Source organism: Actinoplanes sp. NPDC051475 (genome assembly GCF_040689425.1).
Taxonomy (GTDB): domain Bacteria; phylum Actinomycetota; class Actinomycetes; order Mycobacteriales; family Micromonosporaceae; genus Actinoplanes.
The window spans coordinates 344,628-363,544 of record NZ_JBFAZZ010000001.1; the positions used below are offsets into that span (position 1 = coordinate 344,628).

Annotated in this window: 15 protein-coding genes; 8 read left to right on the plus strand and 7 right to left on the minus strand. The window is 71.0% G+C overall.

The genetic code is table 11. From position 1 onward, the window contains the following. Together AB0368_RS01560 and AB0368_RS01565 are read right to left on the minus strand one after the other, a co-directional pair. Entirely contained in the window at nucleotides 1–1,848 is a 1,848-nt protein-coding gene (locus AB0368_RS01560; RefSeq protein WP_366151792.1) for an SCO2524 family protein, read from the minus strand. Nucleotides 1,849–1,881: 33 nt separating this feature from the next. Continuing rightward, nucleotides 1,882–2,661, minus strand: coding sequence for an SCO2525 family SAM-dependent methyltransferase (locus AB0368_RS01565; protein WP_366151793.1), 780 nt, complete (start codon nucleotides 2,659–2,661; stop codon nucleotides 1,882–1,884). A 307-nt stretch (nucleotides 2,662–2,968) separates the two neighbouring features. Here AB0368_RS01565 and AB0368_RS01570 point away from each other — a divergent pair, with 307 nt between their 5' ends. The 4 genes from AB0368_RS01570 to AB0368_RS01585 all read left to right on the plus strand — a co-directional run bounded on the left by AB0368_RS01570 (nucleotide 2,969) and on the right by AB0368_RS01585 (nucleotide 8,312). Next, the gene (locus tag AB0368_RS01570; RefSeq protein ID WP_366151794.1) at nucleotides 2,969–4,315 is read left to right on the plus strand and encodes a glycosyl hydrolase family 18 protein; all 1,347 of its coding nucleotides are present in this window, start codon (nucleotides 2,969–2,971) and stop codon (nucleotides 4,313–4,315) included. A 178-nt stretch (nucleotides 4,316–4,493) separates the two neighbouring features. Further along, nucleotides 4,494–6,356, plus strand: coding sequence for an SCO2524 family protein (locus AB0368_RS01575; RefSeq protein ID WP_366151795.1), 1,863 nt, complete (start codon nucleotides 4,494–4,496; stop codon nucleotides 6,354–6,356). 1 nt (nucleotide 6,357) lies between these two features. After that, on the plus strand, nucleotides 6,358–7,269 hold the full coding sequence (locus AB0368_RS01580; protein WP_366151796.1) for an SCO2523 family variant P-loop protein: 912 nt from the start codon (nucleotides 6,358–6,360) through the stop codon (nucleotides 7,267–7,269). Between the two features lie 80 nt (nucleotides 7,270–7,349). After that, nucleotides 7,350–8,312, plus strand: coding sequence for an FAD-dependent oxidoreductase (locus AB0368_RS01585; protein ID WP_366151797.1), 963 nt, complete (start codon nucleotides 7,350–7,352; stop codon nucleotides 8,310–8,312). Between the two features lie 10 nt (nucleotides 8,313–8,322). Here the strand turns inward: AB0368_RS01585 and AB0368_RS01590 are convergent, their stop codons facing one another. Next, the gene (locus AB0368_RS01590) at nucleotides 8,323–9,246 is read right to left on the minus strand and encodes a phosphatidylserine/phosphatidylglycerophosphate/cardiolipin synthase family protein (RefSeq protein ID WP_366151798.1); all 924 of its coding nucleotides are present in this window, start codon (nucleotides 9,244–9,246) and stop codon (nucleotides 8,323–8,325) included. Nucleotides 9,247–9,426: 180 nt separating this feature from the next. Here AB0368_RS01590 and AB0368_RS01595 point away from each other — a divergent pair, with 180 nt between their 5' ends. The 3 genes from AB0368_RS01595 to AB0368_RS01605 all read left to right on the plus strand — a co-directional run bounded on the left by AB0368_RS01595 (nucleotide 9,427) and on the right by AB0368_RS01605 (nucleotide 11,771). Beyond that, nucleotides 9,427–10,524: an LLM class flavin-dependent oxidoreductase gene (locus tag AB0368_RS01595; RefSeq protein WP_366151799.1), complete on the plus strand. Its 1,098-nt coding sequence runs from the start codon at nucleotides 9,427–9,429 to the stop codon at nucleotides 10,522–10,524. Beyond that, on the plus strand, nucleotides 10,521–11,132 hold the full coding sequence (locus AB0368_RS01600; RefSeq protein ID WP_366151800.1) for an FMN reductase: 612 nt from the start codon (nucleotides 10,521–10,523) through the stop codon (nucleotides 11,130–11,132). Before AB0368_RS01595 ends, AB0368_RS01600 begins: the two co-directional genes overlap by 4 nt. Nucleotides 11,133–11,201: 69 nt before the next feature. Then, entirely contained in the window at nucleotides 11,202–11,771 is a 570-nt protein-coding gene (locus AB0368_RS01605) for a histidine phosphatase family protein (protein WP_366151801.1), read from the plus strand. A 14-nt stretch (nucleotides 11,772–11,785) separates the two neighbouring features. On the opposite strand, the gene AB0368_RS01610 is transcribed toward AB0368_RS01605, so the two are convergent. Beyond that, the gene (locus AB0368_RS01610) at nucleotides 11,786–11,920 is read right to left on the minus strand and encodes a hypothetical protein (RefSeq protein WP_366151802.1); all 135 of its coding nucleotides are present in this window, start codon (nucleotides 11,918–11,920) and stop codon (nucleotides 11,786–11,788) included. Between the two features lie 430 nt (nucleotides 11,921–12,350). On the opposite strand from AB0368_RS01610, the gene AB0368_RS01615 reads away from it, so the two are divergent. Then, the gene (locus AB0368_RS01615) at nucleotides 12,351–15,113 is read left to right on the plus strand and encodes a hypothetical protein (RefSeq protein ID WP_366151803.1); all 2,763 of its coding nucleotides are present in this window, start codon (nucleotides 12,351–12,353) and stop codon (nucleotides 15,111–15,113) included. A 6-nt stretch (nucleotides 15,114–15,119) separates the two neighbouring features. On the opposite strand, the gene AB0368_RS01620 is transcribed toward AB0368_RS01615, so the two are convergent. From AB0368_RS01620 to AB0368_RS01630, 3 genes are read right to left on the minus strand one after another with little or no spacing between them, the layout of a single operon-like run. Beyond that, nucleotides 15,120–16,838: an L-lactate permease gene (locus AB0368_RS01620; protein WP_366151804.1), complete on the minus strand. Its 1,719-nt coding sequence runs from the start codon at nucleotides 16,836–16,838 to the stop codon at nucleotides 15,120–15,122. A 31-nt stretch (nucleotides 16,839–16,869) separates the two neighbouring features. Beyond that, nucleotides 16,870–17,949 (minus strand): glutamate--cysteine ligase, encoded by a 1,080-nt coding sequence (locus tag AB0368_RS01625; RefSeq protein WP_366151805.1) that lies wholly within the window; start codon nucleotides 17,947–17,949, stop codon nucleotides 16,870–16,872. Continuing rightward, the gene (locus AB0368_RS01630; RefSeq protein ID WP_366151806.1) at nucleotides 17,946–18,887 is read right to left on the minus strand and encodes a class I SAM-dependent methyltransferase; all 942 of its coding nucleotides are present in this window, start codon (nucleotides 18,885–18,887) and stop codon (nucleotides 17,946–17,948) included. The genes AB0368_RS01625 and AB0368_RS01630 overlap by 4 nt, the downstream gene beginning before the upstream one ends. Nucleotides 18,888–18,917: the final 30 nt, after the last annotated feature.

Here is an 18,917-nt window from a genome sequence, read left to right on the forward strand (position 1 = left end):
TCAGCTCGTTCCGGTGGTGGTCCGCCGCGTCGCCGAGAGGTGGTCGAGCTTGCGCAGCACCTCTTCGGTCACCGCCACCGCGACGCCGGGCCGTTCCCGGCGCACCGTCCGGGCCCGCTCGAGCTCCACCCCGATCTGGTTGAGCTCCTCGCGCAGCGATTGTCCGCTGGAGGCGGATCCGTTGAGGCGCTCCCGGTCGTAGAGGTGGTCGGCCTCGTCGAGCAGGCCGGCGGCGATCTGGGCGAGCAGGTCGCTGCGCACCGGCGGCTCGTTGATGACCCGGGCGGCGGTGACCAAACAGTCCACGACGCGCCTCGTGTAGTACCACGAGACCTCGTCGTACGTCACGGTCAACTGCGGATAGGCGCCGGCAGGCTGGTCCCACAACCCGTCGGGCAGCCCGCCCTCGATGATCCGCGACTGCAGGTGCTTCCAGACCTCGTCGGAGAGGTCGAGCAGCCGGCTGCGCGACGTACCCTCCGACAGCAGTCCTGTGAGGTTCAGGGCGCGCTTGAGCAGCAGCGGGGAGATGTCCGCGACCGTCCAGGCCAGCCGGGGGCCGCCGACGTCCTCGCTGCCCTGCAGCGGGAACCGCAGGCCCGGCTGGTGGACGTCGAGGGCCGGCTCGCGTTCGGACGAGCGGCGGGTGATCCGGCTGCGGTTCGCGACCTGCTCCAGCACGCTCGCCACGCGGGTGAGGTCCGCGCCGGTGGCTCGTACGGCCACCATGTTCTGCATCACCATGCCGCTGACCAGCAGGCTGAAGTAGTCGAACTCGATGCCGTCGGTCGTCCGCCAGGGCAGGTCCTCGAGCGGCCAGCGCCCGGAGCCGAACGTGGCGATCGTCGCCCAGTAGGACCGGGTCAGCTCGAACCGCAGCTGCAGCGACTGGGCCAGCTTGAGCTGAGCCTCGTCGAGCAGGCCGAGCAGCCGGGTGCGCTCCGATGACAACGCCTGGATCGCGTCCAGGGCCACGGTCGTGAAATACATGTACGGCGCGTTCTGCGCGACGCCGGGCCCCTGGACGCCGACGTCGGCGGCTGTCTCGATCTCCGGCGCGTCCGCGACGATGCCCCAGCTCCAGCCGCACTCGAAGAGCCGGTCGGGCAGGTCGAGCTCGCCGGCCTCGGCGGCGCCGGAACCGACGGTGACGTCGTCGCGCAGCCGGGCGTTGATCTCGCGGAGCGCCTCGCGGAGCTCCTCGACGACCTGCCGGACCGGCCGGCGCTCCTGGTTCACCATCCGGAGCAGCTCGCGGCCGAAGTCGGCCTCGGCGGGGAAGACGTTCACGGCGAAGCTGCGGAGCAGGCCCACCATGGCGGCGGTGAGGCGGCGCCCCGCCATGGTCTCCAGCGAGTCGACCTGGGTGAGCAGTGCGGGCCGGGTCACCAACCGGCGGAAGACCCGGGTGAAACCCACGATGGCGAGCATGAGGGTGACGGAGATGGAGAAGGAGTCCACGATGTCCAGGTCGTGCTGCTCCTGCTGGATCTCCTCGCCCTCGATCTCCGCCCGGAAGTATGTGCCCCCGCTGAACACCGGCCTGCCGTCCGGCGAGGTGTAACGCTCGATGTAGCTCGTCAGCGCCCCGATGAGCCGCTGCGGCACCTGGATGTCGTCTCCGAGGGACCGCAGCGCCTCGAGCACGTCCCTGTTCGCCGCGTCAGGGTCGTCCAGGCGGAAGATCGGGATCTCCGTCGCGGGCCCCATGATGCACAGCAGCTGTTCAGCGTCGCTGATCGAATTGGAGCCGTCGCGGCCACCGAATCGCCAGGTGCCGTCGGGACAGGACAGCCGGGCGAACGACCGCCAGACGTCGACAAGCTGGTGACGTGGCTGAATCTGCATCGGGGTGCCGTCACCTATCCGTCCGTGGGTTCGCTAGGCCCGCTTCCGCCCGGTAGCCACGATCATCCCGCAATAACCGTCGCGCAGGTCATCGCTCTCGACTGTCTGAATCTTGACACCCTGGGCGACCGGACTCAGCGCCAGCCACACGTCGCGTTCATCGACCGAGCATGCGGGGAAGGTCCGGCTCCCGACCCGGTAGCCGGAGGAGTCGCGCATGAAGGCGGCCGCGAACGGGGCGCGCGGCCTCAGCGAGTTGACGAACAGCTGGGTCGCTCGCTCGAACTCGTTGTTCCGAGTGGTGATCGACTCCGCGACGAAGAACATCGTGCCGATGTCGAACTGCCCGGGACGCAGGCTGAAGATGTTGCCCTTGACCACCGTGGCGCGGCGGTGCAGCAGATCGAACGGGCTCTTGATCGCCGCGTACTCCCTGCGCTCCGCGGGGCCGGTGGCGATGCGGTCCCAGAACTGCCACCAGGAGTCGTGATGATTCTTCAGCTCGCTCGTGAGCCACTCCCGGTTGGAGAACGCGCGCTCGTAGAGGACGACCTCGGCCGCGAAGGGGAGCATGGTCAACGCCGGATAGAGGTTCGCGCCGGCGCCTACATCGATCGCGCGCTCACTCCGATGTGATGCCGCGTCGTGGAAGAAGTCCGTGACGATGTCGATGATCGTCTCGTCGTCGTGACGCAAGGTGCCGTAGTTGTGATCGAAGTAGGCGTCGGAGTCGAACTCGTCCCAGTCGAAATCGCCGTTGCTCGGGGCCCACCCCACGTTGGCGAGCGTCAGTGGTGCGACGGGCTCTGCCAAGGAGGCCTCCAGAGGTGGACGGAGCGGAGGTCGGTCCCGACCTCCCGAATCGGCCGCTCGGCCGCCCTGCGCAGTGTTGTTCGCCGTTGCAGGGTCGCACATGGCGTGCTTGCCGCGCTGATCGCGAGTCGGCGTCCTATCTGCTCGCGGTCGTCCGGTCCACGGTATGTGGACCGGATCTGTCCGGCAATCCCTCGGCCGGGGACAGTGCCGTGCTCAGCTTTCTGTTAACAACCCTTGATAATGAAGTTCACGAACGTCAAGATGTGGTGAACCAGCCCTGGTCATCGATGTGTCAGGAGCCGCCATGAGGAAACGACGTACCGTGTTCGCGCTGGTAGCCGGCGCCGCGATGACCCTGACGACGGTGGTGCTCGCGCCCGCCGGCATGGCCGCCGTCTCCGGCAGTCCGCTGCAGGCGGCCGCCGTCGCATGCAGCGCACCGACCTGGGCGGAGGGAAATACCTACACCGTGGGTACGCAGGTCACCTACGGCGGCCACCTCTACTCGGCCCTGGTCACCCACACCGCCTACCCGGGCGCCAACTGGAACCCCGCCTCGACGCCGTCGCTCTGGCGTGACCTGGGCGCGTGCACCGGCGGCCCGACCACCCCGCCGACCACCCCGCCCACGACGCCGCCGACCACTCCGCCCACGACTCCTCCCACCACGCCCCCGACCACGACGCCGCCCGGCGGCACCTGTGCCGTGAAGTCGAGGCCGGCCGGCAAGGTTCTGGTCGGCTACTGGGAGAACTGGGACGGCGCGGCCAACGGCGTACACCCCGGTCTGGGTTGGATCCCGATCACCGACAGCCGGCTGAAGCAGCACGGCTACAACGTCATCAACGCCGCCTTCCCCGTCATCCGCTCCGACGGCACGGTGCTGTGGGAGAACGGCATGGACGCGGGCGTGAAGGTCTCCACCCCGGCGGAGATGTGCCAGGCCAAAGCGGACGGCGCCACCCTGCTCATGTCGATCGGTGGCGCGGCCGCCGGCATCGACCTGAGCTCCAGCACGGTCGCGGACCGCTTCGTGGCGACGATCGTGCCGATCCTCAAGCAGTACAACTTCGACGGCATCGACATCGACATCGAGACCGGCCTGACCGGCAGCGGCAGCATCGGCACGCTCTCGACCTCGCAGGCCAACCTCATCCGGATCATCGACGGCGTGCTCGCCCGGATGCCGTCCAACTTCGGCCTGACGATGGCCCCGGAGACCGCGTACGTCACCGGCGGCAGCGTCACGTACGGCTCGATCTGGGGCTCCTACCTGCCCATCATCAAGAAGTACGTCGACAACGGCCGCCTCTGGTGGCTGAACATGCAGTACTACAACGGCAGCATGTACGGCTGCTCCGGCGACTCGTACTCGGCGGGCACGGTGCAGGGCTTCGTCACGCAGACGCAGTGCCTGAACAACGGCCTCACCATCCAGGGCACGACGATCCGCGTGCCGTACGACAAGCAGGTGCCCGGCCTCCCGGCGCAGTCCGGGGCGGGTGGCGGCTACATGAGCCCGTCGCTGGTCTCCCAGTCGTGGAACAACCTCAACGGCAGCCTCAAGGGCCTGATGACCTGGTCGGCCAACTGGGACGGCTCCCGCGGCTGGACCTTCGGCGACAACCTGAAGTCGCTGCAGGGACGCTGACGCCGAAAGACGATGCCCCGCCGTCGCCGATCTCGGCGCCGGCGGGGCTTTCCGCCTGGAGGTGTCAGCAACCGGACAGTGTGCGACGCGGATCTGCGCGACGGTTACTAGCCGACTGATCGCCGATGCCGGGGCGTGAACGGTCCTGTGCCTACGGACGGGTGGGTGAGGCACACCGATGCAGATCCAGCCGCGTCACGAGATCATGGAGGCCTGGCGGGCCCTGGCCCGCTATTCCCACGAGAACGGCCGATGGCACTGGAGCAGGGACGAGGCACGGAGCTCCATCGCGGACGCCGAGCAGTTGCTCTGCATTCTGGCACCGGCGACCGAGGTTTCCCCTTTGCGGCTCGGCGAACCGGCCCACACCGCGCAGGACGTGCGCGAAGCGTTGTGCGCGATGGGCGACAACATCGACGTCCCGGTACTTCTGGTCCGGCTGCTCGCGGACTACCTCGGCACCTATACGACGGACGACGGCACCCCGGTCTTCGCCGGTGGCGCGCGCTTCACCCTCGGGCCCGGCCAGAGCGGGGAGATCACCGCGGAGCAGCGCCGGCTCGACGTCGTCGACTCCTTTTCCGTCAGCGTCACGCTGATGCTCTCCGCGCTCGGCTTTCTGCAGGAATTCCGGAGGTCGCTGACCCGGGAGGACCTCATCAAGGAACTGGAGGAGGTCCGCGACGGCGCTCGCCGCCGGCTCACCGCCGCGATGGTGGGTCTGATGCGCAGCTTCGCGGTCAACGTCTTCACGGTCGACGACGACTTCGGTCGCGAACAGCTGCGGCGGGTGGACGAGGAAGGCATTCCCGCACGCCAGGTCGTCGAGGAACTGCGGGCCACGATGCGGGCGATCCACGCCCGGCTCCGCGACGGCATCGTCAGCGGCTCCGGCGTCGCGGAGAGCCGTGCTCTGGAGAACCCCAACCATCTGTTCGAGTGCGGCTGGTCGTGGGGCGTTGTCCGGGACACGGAGACGATCGAAAGGTACGACGTCGGCCGGCAGCCCGCGGGTGTCGCCGAGCGGGCGCCGTACCTGTACTTCACGGCGGTGGCGCTGGACGCCATCGAAGGGCTGCTGTCGACGCGTACCCGTCTCCTCGGCTTGCTGGACCGGCACCAGGCGGAACTGGCCGAGGGATTGCGGATCCGGTCGGAGCTGACCAGGTCCTTCTGGACCGAGCTGGCCACCTTCGGGAGGGGAAGGTGGCCACTGGAGAATGTGCCGTGGCGCACGACCGACGGACTCGAGCACGAGTACTACAGCCTGCTGGTCGGTGGCATGGTGGTGCAGGGCCCGACGCTCGGCACGGCGGTCGATCAGCGGGATCTGATCAGGGTGGGGGATGTCCTGGTCAAGCTGGCGCAGAGGGTACGGGTGACGGAACGGGCGATCCGCAGCGACGTCGCGGTGGTCGGGGCGCACGTCCCCGGCGTCAAGGAGCCCCTCCGCGGCAGCGAGGCGGGTGGGGCGCCGCAACTGGCCTGGACAGTGTCCGACATCGCCCCCCGGCTGATGCGCGGTGCACTGCGGCTCGCCGGTCTGATGACGAACGGCCCGGCGCGTGACCGGGTCCTCGGGCTGGCTCAGGACACCTGGCACCACTTGTCGCTGCGCCGGCTGGTGGACGGTCCCGGCAGCGGGCTGTGGGATCAGCCGGCCCGGACCTTTCCGGGCCTCGTGGCGGACGGGGCGGACGGGGCGGACGTGTCCTGGTATCACACCAAGCGGGTCATCGACTGCCTCGTGGACGTCGGTCACCTTGTCAGCGGCCGCCCGCCGGCGAGTCCGCACCTGACCCGAACCGCCGCCGACATGCTCCGCGAGGCCGACCACGTCCTGCAGAGTGAGTACCTCCGCGGCACTGGGGGTGCCGGCGGGAAGCTGAAGGACGAGCTGTCCGGAATCGAGTTCGTGCTCGAGCGCGCCCATGCCGTGCTCGGAGAACGGCCGGGCACGGCGGTGTCGTGGGCTCAGGACGCCTTGCGGAGGCTCGACATGCTCGCCGCGGCCCGCTCGGCCCACCGGGGTGCGACCTGAGATGCTCGTGTTCGCGACCTCGGACAAGGGCGGTACCGGGCGCTCTGTGACGGCCGGGAATGTCGCCTACCGGCACGCGCTCGACGGCGGCGACTGCTGTTACCTCGACTTCGACTTCGGCTCCCCGACCGCCGGGGCGATCTTCGAACTTCCCGGCGTCCTGGTCGGCGTCCCGGACGGCAAGGGCCTGCACAGCCACATCGTGCGAGGAGAGCCGGTGCCCCGGGCGATCGACGTCTGGAAGGAATCCGACCGCCACGAGCTGCGGGAACGGCCGGCCGGGGCCGGGCGGCTCGTCCTTTACCCGGGCGACCAGGGAGGCGGCGAGTTCCGCAGCGAGAAGAACGCGGTCGACCGGTGCGTCCAGCTGCTGTTGCGCGTCGACGAGGAGTTCACGCTCGGCATCATCGATCTCAGCGCGGGTCGTTCGTTCGCCACGGACATCGCCCTGCAAGCGACGGCCGCCCCCGAACTCGCGAACGTGGACAGCCGGTGGCTCATCTTCCACCGCTGGACCCGCCAGCACATCGTGGCGGCGAACGGGCTCGTACACGGCCCGCAGGGCATTCTGGAGACCGCCGAGCGCCTGGGGCACCGGAGATCGTCGCTGCGGGACACGATCCGCTTCGTCCGTACCACCGTGGTACAGCCGGACGACCTCCGGCTTCGTGAGGAACAACTGGCCTGGCTGGAGACGTGCGAGGCGCAGCTCGACCGGCTCGCGGAGAGCGCCGGGCTGGGCAACGGCACCCGGATAGCCGACATTCCCCTGGATCCGGTTCTGCAGTGGCAGGAACAGTTGCTCACCGACCAGGACACCGGGCTGTACAGGACCGCGAATACGAGAACGGTCGAGGCTTTCCGGGGCCTGGCGAAGCGGCTCGTCGCCGATGAAGGCGTCGAGCGACTGTAGTCGTGCGCGACCTCACTCCTTCGTCGTATTCACCACTCTGTGTTATCCCTTGTCTTGCCCGTAGCGACTAGGGTCGGCGCATGTGCTCGGCCGGACCGGACGTGGTGGTGATCGGCGCCGGTGTCTCGGGTCTGACCACGGGGATCCGCCTGGCGGAACACGGGATGCGGGTGCTGATCCGGACGGCGGAGATGCCCCGGGACACGACATCCGCCGCGGCGGGAGCGATGTGGGACTTCGCGTACGCGACGCACCCCCGCGTTCCGGAATGGAGCAGCCACACCTACGACGTCCTCGTCGACCTCGCCGGCGACGAGGATGCGGGTGTTCGTCTCGTGGCCGGCAAGGAAGCCTCCCGCCGGGTGGTCGACGTGCCGGAGTGGGCTCCCCGGCTGCCGGGCTTCCGCGTCTGCGGGCCCTGGGAACTCCCGGACGGCTTCGTCAGGGGATGGCACTGCGAGCTTCCCGTCATCGACATGTACGCATATCTTCGCTATCTCGAGAAGCGGTTCTTCGCGCTCGGGGGGTCGATGGAGCTCGGGAGGCTCGCCTCGCTGGACGCGGCTCTCGCGCTCGCGCCGACGGTGGTCAACTGCGCGGGGGCCGGCGCCCGTGAGCTGGCCTGCGACGTCACGGTCAAACCGATCCGGGGCCAGCTGGTCGCCGTGCTCAATCCCGGTGTCACCGAATTCTTCGCCGAGTACACCGACAAGCTGGTCGACATGACGTACCTGCTTCCGCAGGGTGATGTCCTGCTGCTGGGTGGCAGCGCCGAGCACGACGTCGCCGATCCGGTGCCCGACCAGGCGGTCGCCCGCCGGATCGTCGAGCGGTGCGCCGCCATCGTGCCCGCGGTCGCCGACGCCGTGGTGCTCGGCAACCGCGTCGGCATCCGCCCTGAGCGGAGCACGGTGCGGCTGGAGGTGGAGGCGCGGCCCAGGGGTCGGCTGGTGCACAACTATGGGCACGGCGGCTCGGGCGTGAGCCTGTCCTGGGGGTGTGCGGACTCCGTCGTGCAGATGCTGGCCGCCGGCGCCGGCTGATCCGGCCGGATCACCGTGCCGTGGCGTCCCGCCACATCTGCTCGAAACGTTGTCTGCGGTCCTCGACCCGCCAGTCCACCACCAGCGTCACGCTGGCGATCAGGGGCCGGGCTTCCGGCCCGAGCGTGTACGCCGACCGCAGCTCGTAGCTCAACCGGCCGTCGAACAGGATGAAGTCGAACAGGTCGGGCTGCAGGAGGAAATCGAGTCCCGACTGCCGGAGGATCCGGGTCTCCACGCCGATCTTCTTGTGCGGCCGGACGAGGGCTTCGATCCGCTCGTCGTCCTCCGCGACGGCATCCTCGAGCAGAAACAGGCGCCGGACCTTGACCCCGCGCTCGATGGCCCGGCGTTGCCGGGCCAGGTAACGCTGTCCCAGATCGCTCGACCAGAACTGCCCCTCGTCGACGAAGCCCTTCGGGGTGTCGAAGGTCGTCATGCTCGTCGCGTCGATCGACTCCTCGACGCAGGCCGTGAGGTCCAGCAGCCAGTCACGATCCTCGCCCTCGTAGAAGGCCCAGCCGCTCTCGAGCCCCTCGAAGAGCTGCGCCAGGCGGTTGATCTCGTAGTCGGCGAAGCGGCGCAGCAGGTGGTCGTCCGGCTTGATGCTCGCCGCCGACGAGACCAGTCGCGTCATCTGGTCCTCCCGCAGCGCGGTGGCCTGCACGCGCCCGTACAGGGCGGTGGCCTCGCTGACCTGTTCGAATCTGCGATCCACGAGCTCTTCGGTGCGGCGGGTGTGCTCGGTCATCTTCGTCTGCAACTCCGTGACCGCCAGGTCGTAGTCGATGAGAACCTGGACGACGAGGACGATGCCGCCGACGAACACCGACATGGTGAGCTGCCAGATCTCCGGTTGCCCGGTGGCGTTGGTGAGCAGATACGTCAGGCCGCCGGCAATCGCCGTGACCAGGATCTTGATCCGGACCTTCACGCGGTCTCCCCACGTTGAGTGATTGATCGAGCGCTATCAGTCAATTGCAGGGCATGACCGCCACCCGCGGCAACGGGAGGAGCCGGCTATGTCTTTGACTATGAAATAATTGCTCAGTCAAGTATGTTGTGCAGGACGATCCGGGGCCGGTGGTCCCGACAGAGAGCTCAGGAGCGGGTCATGCAGTTCGGGATCTTCACCGTCGGCGACGTCACGCCCGACCCCACGAACGGGCGGCAGCCGACCGAGCACGAGCGGATCAAGGCGATGGTGACGATCGCCCGGAAGGCCGAGGAGGTCGGGCTCGACGTCTTCGCGACGGGAGAGCACCACAACGAGCCGTTCGTCCCCTCCTCGCCCACGACGATGCTGGGCTACATCGCGGCGCAGACGGAGAGGCTGCTGCTGAGCACGTCCACCACGCTGATCACGACCAACGACCCGGTCAAGATCGCCGAGGACTACGCGATGCTCCAGCACCTCGCCGACGGGCGGGTCGACCTCATGATGGGCCGCGGCAACACCGGCCCGGTCTACCCGTGGTTCGGCAAGGACATCCGCGCCGGCATCCCGCTCGCCGTCGAGAACTACGCCCTGCTGCACCGGCTGTGGCGCGAGCAGGTCGTCGACTGGAAGGGCAAATACCGCACGCCGCTCCAGTCGTTCACATCCACCCCGCGCCCGCTCGACGGCATCCCGCCGTTCGTCTGGCACGGCTCGATCCGCAGCCCGGAGATCGCTGAGCAGGCCGCGTTCTACGGCGACGGCTTCTTCGCGAACCACATCTTCTGGCCCGCCTCGCACACCCAGCGCATGGTGGCGCTGTATCGCGAGCGCTTCGCCCACCACGGCCACGGCGACCCCGACCAGGCCATCGTCGGCCTCGGCGGGCAGGTGTTCCTGCGCCGCAACAGCCAGGACGCGGTGCGGGACTTCCGGCCGTACTTCGACAACGCCCCGGTCTACGGCCACGGCCCGTCCCTCGAGGACTTCAGCCGGGAGACGCCGCTCACGGTCGGCAGTCCCCAGCAGGTCATCGACCGTACGCTCGGGTTCCGCGACTACGTCGGCGACTACCAGCGGCAGCTGTTCCTCGTCGACCACGCCGGGCTGCCGCTGAAGACCGTGCTGGAGCAGCTGGACCTGCTGGGTGAGGAGGTCGTACCGGTGTTGCGCAAGGAGTTCGCCGCCCTCAAGCCGGCGCACGTGCCCGAGGCCCCGACCCACGCGTCGCTGCTGGCCGCCCGTTCCCAGGCCGCCGAGGAGGCCATCGCATGAAGCAGCGCTCGCTCGTCGTCGTCACGGCGGGGGTGAGCCGGCCGTCGTCCACCCGCCTGCTCGCGGACCGGCTGTCCGCGGCGGCGGTGGACCACGCCGCCGGCCTCGGCGTGGACCTGACCGTACGGGTCGTCGAACTGCGCGATCTGGCTCACGATCTGATGAACCACATGCTCACCGGCTTCCCGCCCGAGGCCCTGCGCGACGTCCTGGACGACGTGGCGGCGGCCGACGGCCTGATCGCCGTGACGCCCGTGTTCAACGCCTCGTACAGCGGGCTGTTCAAGTCCTTCTTCGACGTGCTCGAGAAGGACACGCTGGCGGACAAGCCGGTGCTGATCGCCGCGACGGGCGGTACGGCCCGGCACTCGCTGGCGCTGGACCACGCACTGCGGCCCCTGTTCGCGTATCTGCGGGCGGCCGTCGTGCCCACCGCGGTGTTCGCTGCCTCGGAGGACTGGGGCGGCGACGAGGCGGAAGGCCAGTTGCGCGGCCGGGTCGACCGGGCGGGCCGGGAGCTCGCCCGCGAGATCGAGCGCCGGGAGCCGGCCGGCGTCGTGGACCCGTTCGCCCTCACGACCTCGTTCGAGGAGCTCCTGAGAAGCTAGGACGATCCTGGCTCGCTCCAAGGCCGCGGCCGGGACGACGGCAGGACCGCGAACGGACAGGGGGCTTTCATGGCGGAGATCGTGCTCATCCGGCACGGGCAGACCGAGTGGAGTGCGGCTGGCAAGCACACCTCGTACACGGATCTGGATCTGACCGGGACCGGCGAGCAGCAGGCCCGGGCGGCGGGGGAAAGGCTGGCGGGCCGCACCTTCGCGGCGGTGCTGTCGAGTCCGCGAAAGCGGGCGCTGCGGACCGCCGAGCTGGCCGGCCTGACCGTCACGGAGATCACCGACGACCTCGTCGAGTGGAACTACGGCGAGTACGAGGGCATCACCTCGGCGACGATCCGCGAGACCCGGCCCGCCTGGTCGCTCTGGACCGACGGCTGCCCGGGCGGCGAGACGCCGGAGCAGGTGGGCGAGCGCCTGGACCGGGCGCTCGCCCTGGCCCGCACCCATCTGGACCGGGGCGACGTGGCCCTCATCGCCCACGGGCACAGCCTGCGGGTGGCCGGGGCCCGCTGGATCGGCCTCCCGCCCAGCGGCGGCGGCCTGCTGCGGCTGGACACGGCGACCTTGTCGACGCTGGGCTTCGAGCACGGCAACCAGGTCGTCGGCACCTGGAACGCCGCGACCTGAGCCGTCGGCTACGTCTAGGCCTGGATCAGCAGGGCGGCGCCCGCCAAAACGAGGGACACGATCGCGGTCGCCGTCAACGCCCATCCGAGGTTGACGAACTGGTGCTTCCTGAGCACCACGTGCGACAGGTTGACCAGGTTGTACGACAACGCGGTGACCTCGAACCGCCGGTCCGCATCGCGGCCGAGACCATCGCGAAGATCCTCGCCTCCCCACCGACCAGCCGCGCGGCGCGGTCGGCGGGCCCGGCCCTGCCGGTGAGAACGGCGAAGTAGACGGTCACCAGGACTCCGTTCACCGTGAGCAGCAGCTGGGCCTTGGACTCGGCGACCTTGTACCAGTCGATCGCCCTGTCGTAGGCGCGCCGCACGTACTCAGCATCGGGCTCCGGGGTCGCCGTCGTCTCCGCCTCGCCGGTAACTCCCGGCCGCCGCGGTGCGCGATCGCGGAACACCGCCCTGATCCTCGACCACATACCGCCAGTGTGCGCCGGTTCACGCACGGTGGACAGCGGCGTCATCCGTACATGTGACGCGGACGTAACAGGTCATCCTTTTTCGCTGACTAGGGTCCTGCCGCATGAGTGTCCGGAGGATCGCGATCGCGACCGTGCTCGCCGTGACCGCGGCGACAGCCGTCGGCCGGCCCGTGAGCGCCGAACCACCCCGCCCCGGGGCGCCGGTCCCGGCCGCCGGTTCCGGGCACCTGCCGCCGGGATGGTCGGCCGCCCGCCGCGGCGCCGGTCTGCTGCTGACCTGGCGGGCACCCGCGAGGCTGCTGATGGGCGACGCGACGGTCGAGTTCTCCGCCGGCGACCGGGTGCTGGGCCGCGCGCGCGGCGACGCCGATCTGCGGACCTTCACCCTCGAAGTGGCGGATCCGCGGGGGATCGGACTGTCCACATTGCAGGCGCGGGCCGGCGGGCGACGGCTCGACGGCCCGGCGGCGGCTCTGCCGTCGTCAGCGGGCTCGCCGCGCGGCGTGGCCCGCCGGGCGGCGCCGGCGGCCGTGGATCCGGGCGTCCGCGGTCCCTACCGGCCCGTGACGGGCGAGTACACCCTCGACCCGGTCGTCCTGCCCGGGTTCCCGCAGCCGGTGGAGATGACGGGCGTCGTGGTGGGCCCGGCCGATGCGCCCGGCGAACGACCGCTGGTCCTGATCCTGCACGGCAGGCACTTCACCTGCTTCTCCGGCGCCGATCCCGGCGAGATCAGCGGCGAGTGGCCGTGCCCGGCGGGGTCGGCGCCGGTGCCGAGCCACCGCGGCTTCGCGGAGCTTCAGCAGCTCCTCGCGTCGCAGGGCTATGTCACCGCCAGCATCTCCGCCGACGGGGTGAACGCCCAGGACGGCCTGACCGACGACGGCGGCGCCCAGGCCCGCTCGTCCCTGATCCGGTTGCACCTCGCCCGATGGGCCCGGTGGGCGGGCGCCGAGCGGTCCTCCGCCCCGGAGGTCGTCCGCTCGGTCGCGCCCGCGGACCTGTCCCGGGTGCTGCTGGCCGGCCACTCCCGGGGCGCCGACGGGGTCAACCGGGCGGCGCTGGACAGCCTGGCACCGCCCCCGGAGGACCGGGACGGCTACCACGGTGCCGTGCGGTGGACGATCCGCGGCACGGTGCTGCTGGCGCCGACGATCCGGGGACACAATCCGGTCCCCGACGTGCCGTCCGTGACCGTCCTGCCCGGCTGTGACGGCGACGTGGCCGATCTCCAGGGCCAGATGGCCGTGGACGCCACCCGCGGGGTCAGCCGGGGCCGCGCGCTGCACTCGGCCCTGTACGTGGTCGGCGCGAACCACAACTTCTTCAACACCGAATGGACCCCGGGCCAGGCCGAGGCGCCGGCCTTCGACGACGCCGCCGGCTCCGGGGACGCCGCCTGTGCCGGGTCCGCGCCGGGACGGCTGAGCGCCGGCGCCCAGCAGCGGATGGCCGCCACGTACCTGGCCGCGGCGGCGCGCCTGTTCGTCGCCGGCGACGACGCCGTGCGGGGGCTGCTCGACGGATCCGGGCTGCGGGCACCGTCGGCCGACCCGGCGCGGGTCTTCCAGCACGCCCTCGGCGGGAACCGCAGCCCGCTGGTGCTGCCCGGCGCGTCCACCCGGGTGACCGGCGGGCGGCTGTGCGCCCAGGTCAGCACCGACCCGTCCGCGCTGTGCCTGGCCCTCGGCCGCTACAACCCGCCCTCGCCGCACTTCGTGCCGTTCGCCTCCGGCACAGACCCGGACCGGTACGCCGTCGCGATGTCCTGGTCGCAGGCCGGCGCCTCGGTCACCGTGCGGCCGCCCGGCCCGGTATCGGTGCGGGGCGCCACCGACCTGGCCCTGCGCCTCATCGTGGCGCCGAACCTCGTGGGTGCCCGGATGGACCTCGCGGTCACCGACACCGGCGGCCGCCGCGCAGTCCTGGGAGAGGTCACCGCCGACGGCCTGCCCAGCTCGGGGCGCACCACGGCGCACTGGGCCCAGGAGGTGCGCGTACCGCTGGGCGCCGCCGCATCGGCCGGTGTGGACCTCGGCGCCGTCGCCGCCCTGGAGCTGGTGCCCCGGAGCGCGAGCGGCCAGGCGTGGCTCATCGACGCCTGGGGCTGGCGGGCGGGCACGCCGCGTTCCGAACCGGCAGAGCTGCCCCGAGTGGACGTCGGCCACGTGACGATGGACGAGGGAGACGGCGGCGAGCGCTCGGTGCGGATCCCGGTCGCCGTCACCGGCGAGGGTTCCGGCGCGGTGACCGCTTTCCTCAGCGACTCCGGTACGTCCACGACGACGGCCACCAGGCTCGACGTCAGGGCCGGCAGCACCACCATCGACGTGCCGATCACGATCCAGGGCAATCAACGGTACGGGTACGACCACGGCTTCGGGCTCCGCGTCCGGGCGCTGCGCGGAGTCGTCGTCGGTGCGTACGACGGCGGGCTGCTGGTCCGCGACGACGACCCCCTCCCGGCCGTCACGGCGTCACCTCCGCCCCACGCGGCCGAGGGCACCGCCCTGCGCTGGCACATGAGTCTGTCCGCGCCGGCGGACTGTCCCGTCACCGTCGGTTTCGTCGCCGAGGCGCCCGCAGGCTCCGAGGTGTCCACCACCGACGTCGAGCCCGGCTGGCTGTTCGAGCTGACCGGGCAGCCGGCGGCACCGCCGCGTCCGCTGTCGCGTACCGACCTGCGGACGTCGCTGGTGGTGCCGCCGGGGGAGACCGGTGCCGACTTCGTGGTGCCCACGGTCGCGGACGGCGTCGCCGAGCCGGATCGGAGCCTGCGGTTCGCGACGACGTCCTCGGGGCCCGACGCCGCGATGTCGCTGCCGGGCCCGTCGCTGACCGGGACGCTCACGGATGGACCGTGACGGGCCTCAGGGGACCATCCAGTCGAGCACCGGGCTTGCCTGGAGCGTCACCAGCAGGCACATCACCAGCAGCAGCCCGAGGCTCCACCCCACCACCCGGCGGAAGATGTCACCCTCGCGGCCCGCCATGCCCACCGCCGACGCGGCGATCGCCAGGTTCTGCGGGCTGATCATCTTGCCGAGCACGCCGCCGGAGGAGTTGGCGGCGGCGAGCAGCAGGGGGTCCAGACCGGCCTGCTCGGCGGTCTGCACCTGCAGCGCGCCGAACAGCGCGTTGGCCGACGTGTCCGAACCGGTCACCGCCACACCGATCCAGCCGAGCATCGACGACAGGACCACGAAGAACCCGCCCGCGGCGGCCAGGAACTCGCCGAGCGTGGAGGTCTGGCCGGACTGGTTCAGCACGTACGCGAGAGCCAGCACCGCCATCACCGTCACGATCGCGTGGCGCAGCTCGACGTACGTGGTGACGTACGCGCGCAGGGCGCGGCCGGGCCGGATCCGCAGCACCACCGCCGTCAGGATGCCCGCGAGGATCATCAGGGTGCCGGCCGCGGGCAGCCAGCCCAGGGTGAAGGTCGTCGACGCCAGCGGTTTGCCGCTCGCGGCGAGGACGTGCAGGCCGGGCCAGCCGAAGGCGACCGTCCACGGCTCCTTCGTCAGCGCCGCCTTGATCGGCCCGAGGTTCGCGAGCGAGAAGATGACGATGATGATCAGGTACGGGGCGTAGGCGCGAGCCACCTCGGCTGCGGTGTCCCGCCGCTCGGCGGTGCCGACAACGGCCCGCCCGCCCGCCGCAGCGCCCTCAGTGGGCGAGGTGCCCCCGGTGGGCGCGGCGCCCACAGCCGGTGCAGCGTGCAGGTCGGGTGATTCCGCGGGGCGCCAGAACCGCAGCAGCACCATCACCGCCGCAGCCGCCAGCAGCGCGGCGATGATGTCGGTCAGCGGGACCGAGACGTAGTTGGAGGCCAGGAACTGGGCGACCGCGAAGACCGCGCCGGCGACCAGCGCCGCGGGCCAGGTCTGCCGGATCCCGCGGCGGCCGTCGATGACCGCGACCAGCACCAGCGGTACGACCACCGCCAGCAGCGGCGTCTGCCGGCCCACCATGGCGCCGAGCGTCTCGGTGGTCAGCCGCGGGTCGTCGCTGGCGCCCGACGTCACCGTGCCGAGCGTGACGATCGGCGTCGCGAGCGCGCCGAACGCGACCGGCGCGGTGTTGGCGATCAGCGCCACCGAGGCCGCGCGCAGCGGCGGGAAGCCGAGCGCCATCAGCATCACCACGGTCACCGCGACCGGGGTGCCGAAGCCCGCGAGCGCCTCCAGCAGCGCGCCGAAGCAGAACGCCACGATGATCGCCTGGATGCGCATGTCGGGGCTGACCCGTTCCATCGAGCGGCGCAGCACGTCGAAGTGTCCGCTCACGACGGTGAGGTTGTAGACCCAGATGGCGTTGATGACGATCCAGAGGATGGGGAAGAAGCCGAACGCCGCGCCCTCGCTCGCCGACAGCAGCGCCTGGCCGACCGGCATCGAGTAGATCGCCACGGCCACCACCAGGGCCACCGCGAGGGAGATCAGCCCCGCCAGCCAGGCCCGCATGCGGACCGCGCCGAGCAGCACGAAGAGCGTCAGCATCGGCAGCACCGCGAACAGCGCCGAGAGCGCCACGGAGTCGCCGACGGGGTCCGTCACGATCGTGAACTGATCGGCCATGGGTGCCATCCAGGATCGTCTATTGCGCCTGGAGGTCAAGTTACGGGGAAACGGTCACCTGCGCCAGCGCTGCCCGGATGTCCCCGCCGGCCTCGAGGGCCCGGCGCTGACGGGCCGCGCCCGTACCCTGCTCGCGGATCCGTTCCAGCTGGGCCGCCACGAGCTCCGCGTCGCCCAGCCGGCGCAGGGCCGGGGTCACCAGCTCCACCAGGTCCCCGACCAGCTCCCAGGCCGGCCGGGTCACGCCCGTACACGCGTCGAGCAGGGCGGCGTCCATGGCGGTGTGCGCGGCGTTCCAGTGCGCGGCCTCGAGCAGGTGGTCGGGGATCCGCGGGGCCGGACCGTCCGCGGTGGAGACCGTGGCGACCAGGGCGCGGACGAGCCCGGCCAGCAGCACGGCGTCCTCCGCCGTGGGGCAGACATCGGCTACGCGGATCTCCACCGTCGGGTACGTGGCCGACGGGCGGGCGTACCAGAGGATCATGCTGTGGTCGAGCATGGTGCCCGAAGAGACCAGGACCGCCACGGTCCGGTCGTAGTCCTCGGCGGAGTCGAAGTGCGGGGTGGGTCCCAGCGCCGGCCAGCGCGTGAGCTGGATCGACCGCCAGCTGGCGTGGCCGGTGTCGGAGCCCGCGTAGAAGGGCGAGTTGGCGGTCAGCGCCTGGAGCACCGGCAGCCACGGCCGGAGCCGGTTACTGACCCGGATGGCGGTGTCCCGGTCCGGCACCCCGACGTGGACGTGGCAACCGCAGACCGCGGCGTCGTACGCGATCGGCCCGTAGTGCCGGGCGATGGCGTGGAAGCGAGCGTTGTCGGTCGGCTCCCGGACCGGGTCTGCGATCGGGGTGGCGCCGACGGCGACCAGCCGGGCGCCCGCCTCCTCCGCCGCCTCGGCCGCCGCGCGGCGCAGGCTGGTGAGCTGCCGAGTCAGATCCGCCAGGCCGGTGCAGACCGGCGTGACCATCTCCAGCATGCTGTGCCGGAACTCCAGCCGGCTCTGGCCGCGGACCGCGTCCGGCAGTGCGGCGATGACCTTCTCCACCACGGGCGCGTTCTGTCCCGTTTCGGGGTCGAGGAGCAGGAACTCCTCCTCGACCCCCAGGGTCGGTGCCGCCGTCACGGGCGGGTCGCGGTGAGGACGACGACGGCGATGCGCTCCGCGTGTGCGTACGCGTCACCGTCGAGCTCCTCGCCGTAAACGTCGGGGTCGACCTCGCGGTAGGTCCAGGCCAGATCCGTGTCCGCGAGGCGCTTCTCGGCCGCGGCGCGCAGCGGGTCGTGACCGTCGACGATGCCCGTACCGCTGAAGAGCACGAGGGATCCGCCCGGGGCGAGCCGCTCGACGGCCGTGCCGAGGATGGCCAGGGACAGGCCGTGGCCCTCGGGGCCGCCGCCGTCGCGGTACGCGCGCCCGGCCGGGTCGATCATGAACGGCGGGTTGGAGATGATCAGGTCGAAGTCGCCGTGCACGCCGGAGAGCAGGTCGCTGTGGCACGGACGGACCCCGGTGGTGCCGGCCAGCGCCGAGTTGACCTCGGTGTAGCGCAGCGCGGCGTCGTTGATGTCCACGGCGAGGACCTCGGCGCCCGCTGCCCGCTTGGCGATCGTGATCGCGCCGGCGCCCGTGCCGCAGCCGATGTCCACCGCACGCCGCACGGGCCGCGCCCGGCCCTCGACGTGTGCCGCCGCGGCGTCGGCCATCCGGTAGGTGTCCGGGCCGAAGAACACCGAGTCGGCGGCCGTGGTCGGGAACGCCGAGTGCACGAAGAGCTCTCCGTCGTACGTGGAGAACCGGACCCGGCTGCGCCAGTGGTCACCGCCGCGGTCCAGCACCCCGGCGGCGTCCATCAGCTCGAGGATGCCGGCCGGCAGCATTTCCGGGTCGAACGGCCGGCTCCAGCCCAGGACGTCGCGCAGGTCGCGGGCGAGCGCGTTCTCCGGCCGGGCGTTGACCCGCGCGTGCGTAGCGGGGGTGACGGTGGTGAAGGCGTACCCGGTGTCTTTGAGAAGCGTGCCCAGCTCGCGGAGCGCGGCCACGGCGGTCGTCGTCGTGATCATGCGCGCTGGGTGCCCAGCTCCGCGCCGGAT

What these genes read in the sequence shown, in the direction of transcription:
- AB0368_RS01560 (WP_366151792.1), bottom strand. Translation starts at nt 1,848, where the DNA reads ATGCAGATTCAGCCACGTCACCAGCTTGTCGACGTCTGGCGGTCGTTC.
- AB0368_RS01570 (WP_366151794.1), top strand. Translation starts at nt 2,969, where the DNA reads ATGAGGAAACGACGTACCGTGTTCGCGCTGGTAGCCGGCGCCGCGATG.
- AB0368_RS01575 (WP_366151795.1), top strand. Translation starts at nt 4,494, where the DNA reads ATGCAGATCCAGCCGCGTCACGAGATCATGGAGGCCTGGCGGGCCCTG.
- AB0368_RS01580 (WP_366151796.1), top strand. Translation starts at nt 6,358, where the DNA reads ATGCTCGTGTTCGCGACCTCGGACAAGGGCGGTACCGGGCGCTCTGTG.
- AB0368_RS01585 (WP_366151797.1), top strand. Translation starts at nt 7,350, where the DNA reads ATGTGCTCGGCCGGACCGGACGTGGTGGTGATCGGCGCCGGTGTCTCG.
- AB0368_RS01595 (WP_366151799.1), top strand. Translation starts at nt 9,427, where the DNA reads ATGCAGTTCGGGATCTTCACCGTCGGCGACGTCACGCCCGACCCCACG.
- AB0368_RS01600 (WP_366151800.1), top strand. Translation starts at nt 10,521, where the DNA reads ATGAAGCAGCGCTCGCTCGTCGTCGTCACGGCGGGGGTGAGCCGGCCG.
- AB0368_RS01605 (WP_366151801.1), top strand. Translation starts at nt 11,202, where the DNA reads ATGGCGGAGATCGTGCTCATCCGGCACGGGCAGACCGAGTGGAGTGCG.
- AB0368_RS01615 (WP_366151803.1), top strand. Translation starts at nt 12,351, where the DNA reads ATGAGTGTCCGGAGGATCGCGATCGCGACCGTGCTCGCCGTGACCGCG.
- AB0368_RS01620 (WP_366151804.1), bottom strand. Translation starts at nt 16,838, where the DNA reads ATGGCACCCATGGCCGATCAGTTCACGATCGTGACGGACCCCGTCGGC.
- AB0368_RS01630 (WP_366151806.1), bottom strand. Translation starts at nt 18,887, where the DNA reads ATGATCACGACGACGACCGCCGTGGCCGCGCTCCGCGAGCTGGGCACG.